General features: G+C 59.7%; 6 protein-coding genes. 4 read left to right on the plus strand and 2 right to left on the minus strand.

Going from position 1 to position 6,320, the window contains the following annotated elements; genetic code table 11:
- Positions 1-227 precede the first annotated feature (227 nt).
- Positions 228-1,391 (minus strand): acetylornithine deacetylase, encoded by a 1,164-nt coding sequence (gene argE, locus AC1DWM_RS22800; RefSeq protein ID WP_223517845.1) that lies wholly within the window; start codon positions 1,389-1,391, stop codon positions 228-230.
- A 156-nt stretch (positions 1,392-1,547) separates the two neighbouring features.
- Here argE and AC1DWM_RS22805 point away from each other — a divergent pair, with 156 nt between their 5' ends.
- Positions 1,548-2,915: a CYTH domain-containing protein gene (locus tag AC1DWM_RS22805; RefSeq protein WP_223517844.1), complete on the plus strand. Its 1,368-nt coding sequence runs from the start codon at positions 1,548-1,550 to the stop codon at positions 2,913-2,915.
- A 123-nt stretch (positions 2,916-3,038) separates the two neighbouring features.
- On the opposite strand, the gene AC1DWM_RS22810 is transcribed toward AC1DWM_RS22805, so the two are convergent.
- Positions 3,039-3,503: an Lrp/AsnC family transcriptional regulator gene (locus tag AC1DWM_RS22810; RefSeq protein WP_223517843.1), complete on the minus strand. Its 465-nt coding sequence runs from the start codon at positions 3,501-3,503 to the stop codon at positions 3,039-3,041.
- 126 nt (positions 3,504-3,629) lie between these two features.
- On the opposite strand from AC1DWM_RS22810, the gene AC1DWM_RS22815 reads away from it, so the two are divergent.
- The 3 genes from AC1DWM_RS22815 to AC1DWM_RS22825 all read left to right on the plus strand — a co-directional run bounded on the left by AC1DWM_RS22815 (position 3,630) and on the right by AC1DWM_RS22825 (position 6,235).
- A complete protein-coding gene (locus AC1DWM_RS22815; protein WP_477796175.1) occupies positions 3,630-3,968 on the plus strand; it encodes a hypothetical protein in 339 nt (112 codons plus the stop codon).
- A gap of 89 nt (positions 3,969-4,057) precedes the next feature.
- Positions 4,058-5,842 (plus strand): type IV pilus assembly ATPase TfpB, encoded by a 1,785-nt coding sequence (tfpB, locus tag AC1DWM_RS22820; RefSeq protein WP_477796176.1) that lies wholly within the window; start codon positions 4,058-4,060, stop codon positions 5,840-5,842.
- Positions 5,843-5,914: 72 nt separating this feature from the next.
- Positions 5,915-6,235 carry a DUF2388 domain-containing protein gene (locus tag AC1DWM_RS22825; protein ID WP_223517839.1) on the plus strand — a complete coding sequence of 107 codons (321 nt, stop codon included), beginning with the start codon at positions 5,915-5,917 and terminating at the stop codon, positions 6,233-6,235.
- Positions 6,236-6,320: the final 85 nt, after the last annotated feature.

Raw genomic sequence — 6,320 nt, forward strand, 5'->3', positions numbered from 1 at the left:
CCAAAAAATGGGCGACACTGAAAACGCACAGCGGGCTGATGGTTATCGTCGGAACAGGCTTGGCGACACGCGCGTTCTCCTCATGGATACGGGTTTGAACATCGGCAATTTATACGGTTATTCCGCCAAAACACAAAACCCTGTAGGAGCGAGCTTGCTCGCGAAGGCGGTATAACAGTCGACGATGATGTTGAATGTTATGGCCTCATCGCGAGCAAGCTCGGCTCCTACAAGGATTGCGTGACGGCCGGTGTCAGGCAGTAATGTTCGATCAGCTGACGTAATAGATGCACCGTAGGCTGCAAACGTGACATTTCGAGGTATTCCCCCGGCTGGTGGGCGCAGGCGATATCGCCCGGGCCAAGTACCAGCGTCTCGCAGCCAAGTTGCTGAAGATAAGGCGCTTCGGTGCCGAACGCCACTGCTTCGGCGCGATGGCCGGTGAGCTTCTCGGCAACCCGGACCAATTCCGCGTCCTCGGCCTGTTCGAAGGGGGGGACTTCGGGGAACAGCGGCGCGTAATCAATCTTCACCTGATGCCGTTCGGCAACCGGTTTGAGCCGCTGCAGAATCTCCGCGCGCAAGGCTTTGGGGTCCATGCCCGGCAATGGCCGCAGGTCAAACTCCAGTGAGCACTGACCGCAGATACGGTTAGGGTTATCGCCACCATGGATGCAGCCAAAGTTCATGGTCGGCGTCGGCACGCCAAACTGCAGGTTGCGAAATTCGCGCTGCCACAACAGGCGCAGACCGCGTAATTCGCCGATGGCATCGTGCATGGCCTCAAGGGCGCTATGGCCCAAGCTTGGGTCCGAGGAGTGGCCGCTCTGACCGAGAATGTCGATGCGCTCCATCATGATGCCTTTGTGCATGCGGATCGGCTTCAACCCGGTCGGCTCGCCGATGACCGCCGCGCGGCCCAATGGACGCCCGGCTGCGGCCAGAGCCCGAGCACCGGACATGGAGCTTTCTTCATCGCAGGTAGCGAGGATCAACAGCGGTTGCTTGAACGGCTGATCGAGCAGCGGGATCACCGCTTCGATGGCCAGGGCGAAAAAGCCCTTCATGTCGCAACTGCCCAGGCCAATCCAACGGCCATCAACTTCGGTGAGCTTCAGCGGATCGGTCTGCCACAATGCGCCGTCGAATGGCACCGTGTCACTGTGGCCGGCCAGCACCAGGCCACCGGGGCCGGAACCAAAACTGGCCAGCAGGTTGAACTTACCAGGGCTGACTTGCTGGATATCACAGGCAAAACCCAGATCACCCAGCCACGTCGCCAGCAAATCGATCACCGGGCGGTTGGTCTGATCCAGGTTCGGTTGGGTGCAGCTGACCGACGGCGCAGCGATCAGCGCAGCGAACTGATCTTTCATGGATGGCAAAGGCATCGCTGACTCCAACTCCCGAATGGAAGTCCATCATAGAACCATCCGGCGACAGGAATAAACCGTCGCGGCACGGAGGGCCGGCGAGTCCTGTACACTGCACGACCTTGGCAGCCACACATTCCCCCGGCTGCGCTCCCGATCCTGGATTTTCCGGCCATGCAGAAAGAAACCGAAATCAAGCTCCGCGTCAGCCGCGAAACCCTCGCCGCCCTGCGCGAGCACCCGCTCCTGAAAAAACGCAACAAAAGTGGCTGGGAACGCCGTGAGTTGATGAATCAGTACTTCGACACGCCTGAGCGCGACCTGGCCCGTGCCAAGGTTGCCCTGCGCCTGCGCCGCGATGGCGAAGAAGTGATTCAAACGCTCAAGACCCGCGGCCAGAGCGTCGCCGGCCTGTCCGAGCGTAACGAATACGACTGGAACTTGCCCAAAGCCAAGCTCGACGTGAAGAAACTCGACGGCGAATGCTGGCCCGAGGAACTGGCCGAGCTGGACAAAAAAACCCTCAAGCCGATTTTCACCACCGACTTCGTTCGCGAACGCGCTGAAATCGCCTGGGGCCGTGGCAAGACCAAAGTGGTCATCGAAGCCGCACTGGACCTGGGCCACGTGATCGTCGGTAAGCAGAAAGAAGAAATCTGCGAGCTGGAACTGGAATTGCGCGAAGGCGAGCCGGCGGCCCTGCTGGAACTGGCTGCCGAACTGGCCGCGACCCTGGCCCTGATGCCGTGTGACATCAGCAAGGCCGAGCGCGGTTATCGTTTGTACGACGCCAACAGCTATTCGCTGAGCCTGCCAGCGCCGCAAATCACCGCCGAAACCCCGCTGGACGACGCCTTCGCCGCGCTGAGCTGGCATTTGCTGGGCAGCAGCCAGCGTCTGGCCGAGCAATATCGCTTCAACGGCCATTGGCGCCTGTTGCAGGACTGGGTCGAAAACCTCGCTGAATTGCGCGCACTGCTCAGCAGCCTGGGCCAAGCCGCCCCACGCCAGTCGACGCACGATCTGCGCCTTGCGCTGGACGCGTTGCTGGAAGACTGGCGGCCGCTGGTTCAGGCCGGTATCGAGGACGAAGACGTGCGCAAAGCCGCGCCGGAACAATTCCTCGAAGAACTGGAAGACCCGCGCTGGGGCCTGTTCTCGCTGAGCACCTCACGCTGGTTGCTGGCCCGCACCTGGGCGGCTGATCGCAACGTCCGTGGCAATCGCCAGGGCGCGGCGCAACTCGGTAGCTGGCTGCCGCGTTTGCTGGGTGAAGAAGCGACCTCCCTGCAATTGCAGCGTTATCAGCAACAGCCGGAAGACCTGGCCGAGCAACTGCCGCGCATCGAACGCATCCAGGCCTGGCTGCACCATGCCCGTCACGTGCTGGACATCCCGGAAATGGATCGCCTGTACGGTGAGTTGAAGCAGCTTGCCCTGCTAGCTAACGAGCCGATCACTGATGAATCGCTGGATGCGCGTAAGCAGCAGGCGATTGCTGTTTATCAGAATCGCGCCTGGAAAATGCTGCTGCGTATGTAATACCGCCATCGCGGGCAAGCCTTGCTCCTACAGGTTTTGTGTCAAACCCAATTGGGAGACCGACTCGAATCCTGTAGGAGCAAGGCTTGCCCGCGATGAGGCCAGCCCACTCACCGCAAAACCTCAGACCGGCAAACTCGTCGTAGACTTGATTTCCGACAACGCCACAATCGAGTTCACTTCCTGTATCCCCGGCACCATCGACAGTTTCTCGAAGAAAAACCGCTCATAAGCCTCAATGTCCGCCGTGACAATGCGCAGTAAAAAATCCACCGACCCCATCAGCACATAACACTCCAGCACTTGCGGAAACCCGCGAATCGCCTCGGTGAACTCTGTGAAGTTCGAACGCCCGTGCGCGTTGAGTTTGATCTCGGCAAAGATCTGCGTGTTCAGCCCGATCTTCTTACGATCAAGCAGCGTCACCTGCGCGCGAATGATCCCCTCTTCCTTCATCCGCTGAATCCGCCGCCAGCACGGCGACTGCGAGAGCCCCACCTGTTCGGCGATCTGCGCGCTGGAGAGCGAAGCGTCCTCTTGCAGCAACGCGAGAATCTTGCGGTCGTAGCCATCCAGCTCGCTTTGCATAGAAAAACCTTAAAACCTTCTCTATTTGAATTAGACAATTCGATAAGTCGCCAATTGACTCAATCATAGATAAGAAATGCCCGACAACGAATGTAAAAATTCCTCCAGTGATTTTGGAGACCGACCATGCCGCATTTAGAAGCTGTCCATACCCCGCCAACCCGTGCCGACGTCTGGAGCGTCAGCAACACCCACTGCCGGGTTCACTATCTATTGCTCGCCGAAGCGGAACCGGACCTGCTGTGCCGGGCGCTCAATCTGTTCGCCTTGCAGTTTCTGACGCCACAACAGGTCAACGTACAGCGACACGATGACTTGCTGTCGATCGACATTGTCATGGACGGTCTCAGCTGGCACCGCGCCCAAGTGATTGCAGAAAAACTTCGTAACTTGATCAGCGTCTGCTCGGTCGAGCTGCAAGCGGCTGATGCGGCGTGGGATGAGCCGGTCCAGGCCGCGGGTTGAAAAACCTCGACACGGCTTTGTCCAGTAGTGGCCCAGCAGTCGACAGGTCCGCGACTATCCTTTGCGGACTGTGTTCATGAGGAGCCCGCATGTCCGTTCAACTTGCCATTCAGGACCGCTGGCTGGATCTCAATGATTTGCTGCGCGAACTGGTCGCCCAAGGCTTTATCAGCCATGACTCGGCCGAGCATGCGCTCAATGCTCGCCGCCGCCACGCCACCAATGGCCAGCTGCATCCGCTCGAATTCATTGCCAGCCAACACCTCGACGATCTTAGCCGTCCCGGTAAACACCTGGACCTGGAAAGCCTGACCCTGTGGCTGTCGCAACAGGCCGGCCAGCCTTATTTGCGCATCGATCCGCTGAAGATCAACGTCGCGGCCATTACGCCGCTGATGTCCTACGCCTTTGCCCAGCGCCACAAGATACTCGCGGTGTCCATCGACCGCGACGCGGTCACCGTGGCCAGCGCCCAGCCCTACGTCAAAGGCTGGGAAGCCGACCTGACCCACGTGTTGAAGCTGCCGATCAAACGGGTGGTGGCCAACCCTGTCGACATCCAGCGCTTTAGCGTCGAGTTTTTCCGCTTGGCCAAATCGGTCAGCGGCGCGACCAGCGCCGATCAGCAGACCAGCACCTTGGGCAACTTCGAGCAGCTGCTCAACCTCGGCGCCAGCGACCAGGAGCCGGACGCCAATGACGCGCACATCGTCAACATCGTTGACTGGCTGTTTCAGTACGCCTTCCAGCAGCGCGCCAGCGATATCCACATCGAACCCCGACGCGAGCAAGGCACGGTGCGCTTTCGCATCGACGGCGTGTTGCACAACGTCTATCAATTCCCGCCACAGGTGACCATGGCCATCGTCAGTCGCCTCAAGAGCCTCGGGCGGATGAACGTCGCGGAAAAGCGCAAACCCCAGGACGGCCGGGTGAAAACCAAGACCCCGGACGGCGGTGAGGTCGAGCTGCGGCTGTCGACGTTACCGACGGCATTCGGTGAAAAAATGGTCATGCGGATCTTCGACCCGGAAGTCCTGCTAAAGGATTTCGACCAGCTAGGCTTTTCCGCCGAAGACTTGCGCCGCTGGCAGGACATGACCCGTCAACCCAACGGCATCATTCTGGTCACCGGGCCGACCGGTTCGGGCAAAACCACCACGCTGTACACCACGCTAAAGAAACTGGCGACGCCGGAGGTCAACCTCTGCACCATCGAAGACCCGATTGAAATGGTCGAGTCCGCGTTTAACCAGATGCAGGTCCAGCACAACATCGACCTGACCTTCGCCGCCGGCGTGCGCGCGCTGATGCGACAAGACCCGGACATCATCATGATCGGCGAGATTCGCGACCTCGAAACCGCCGAAATGGCGATTCAGGCAGCGCTCACCGGCCACTTGGTGCTCTCGACATTGCACACCAACGACGCGCCGATCGCGATCAGTCGCCTGCTGGAACTCGGTGTGCCGCACTACCTGATCAAAGCCACGGTGCTCGGCGTTATGGCCCAGCGCCTGGTGCGCACCTTATGCCCCCATTGCAAGGCACCGCTGACGTTGGGTGAAGAGGATTGGCAAACCCTGACCAAACCCTGGCAAGCCCCCCTGCCCACTAATGCCCAACGTGCCATCGGCTGCCTGGAATGTCGCGACACCGGCTATCACGGCCGCGCCGGGGTTTACGAAATCATGCAGCTGACTGACGGGGTCAAAGCGTTGATCAATCCGGACACCGACTTGCTGGCGATCCGGCGTCAGGCGTTCAAGGAAGGCATGCGCAGCTTGCGGCTATCCGGAGCCCAGAAAGTCGCTGCGGGTTTGACCACCATTGAAGAGGTGTTGCGAGTGACGCCGCAGAGCGAGCAAAAGTAAACGCGCTCGCCATGGAACTCGATTGGGGGTTGGCTATCCAACGCCGCAGTTAACCCAGTGGAGTCACCCATCATGCGTTTCAAACTTGCTGTCGCCACCGTCGCGCTGCTGTCTCTTCCAGTCGGTAGCGCGATGGCCGATGATAGCTTTTGGCAAAATGTCCTCACCTCCGGTGCAACCACCGCCTCGACCTACCTGACGTCCAAGGACAACAAAATGGTCGTCGCCGCCCAGGACGATGCCAGCAGCTTTGTTGCCAGTGACGGCGGCATTCGCGGCCCTTACCTGGAAGCGGCAATGCAGAAAGTCCGCGCCGACAACCCAGGCTTGCAGGCCACGGACATGGAACTGGCGAATGCGATTCTGGCGAAGAATGCCGTTGCTTCGGAGTAAGTTCGCAGATGCCAAAATGCCGCTCAACTGAGCGGCATTTTTATGCCCAACACAAATCCCCTGTAGGAGCACGGCTTGCCGGCGA

It is taken from the genome of Pseudomonas sp. P4_C8 (assembly GCF_056401975.1).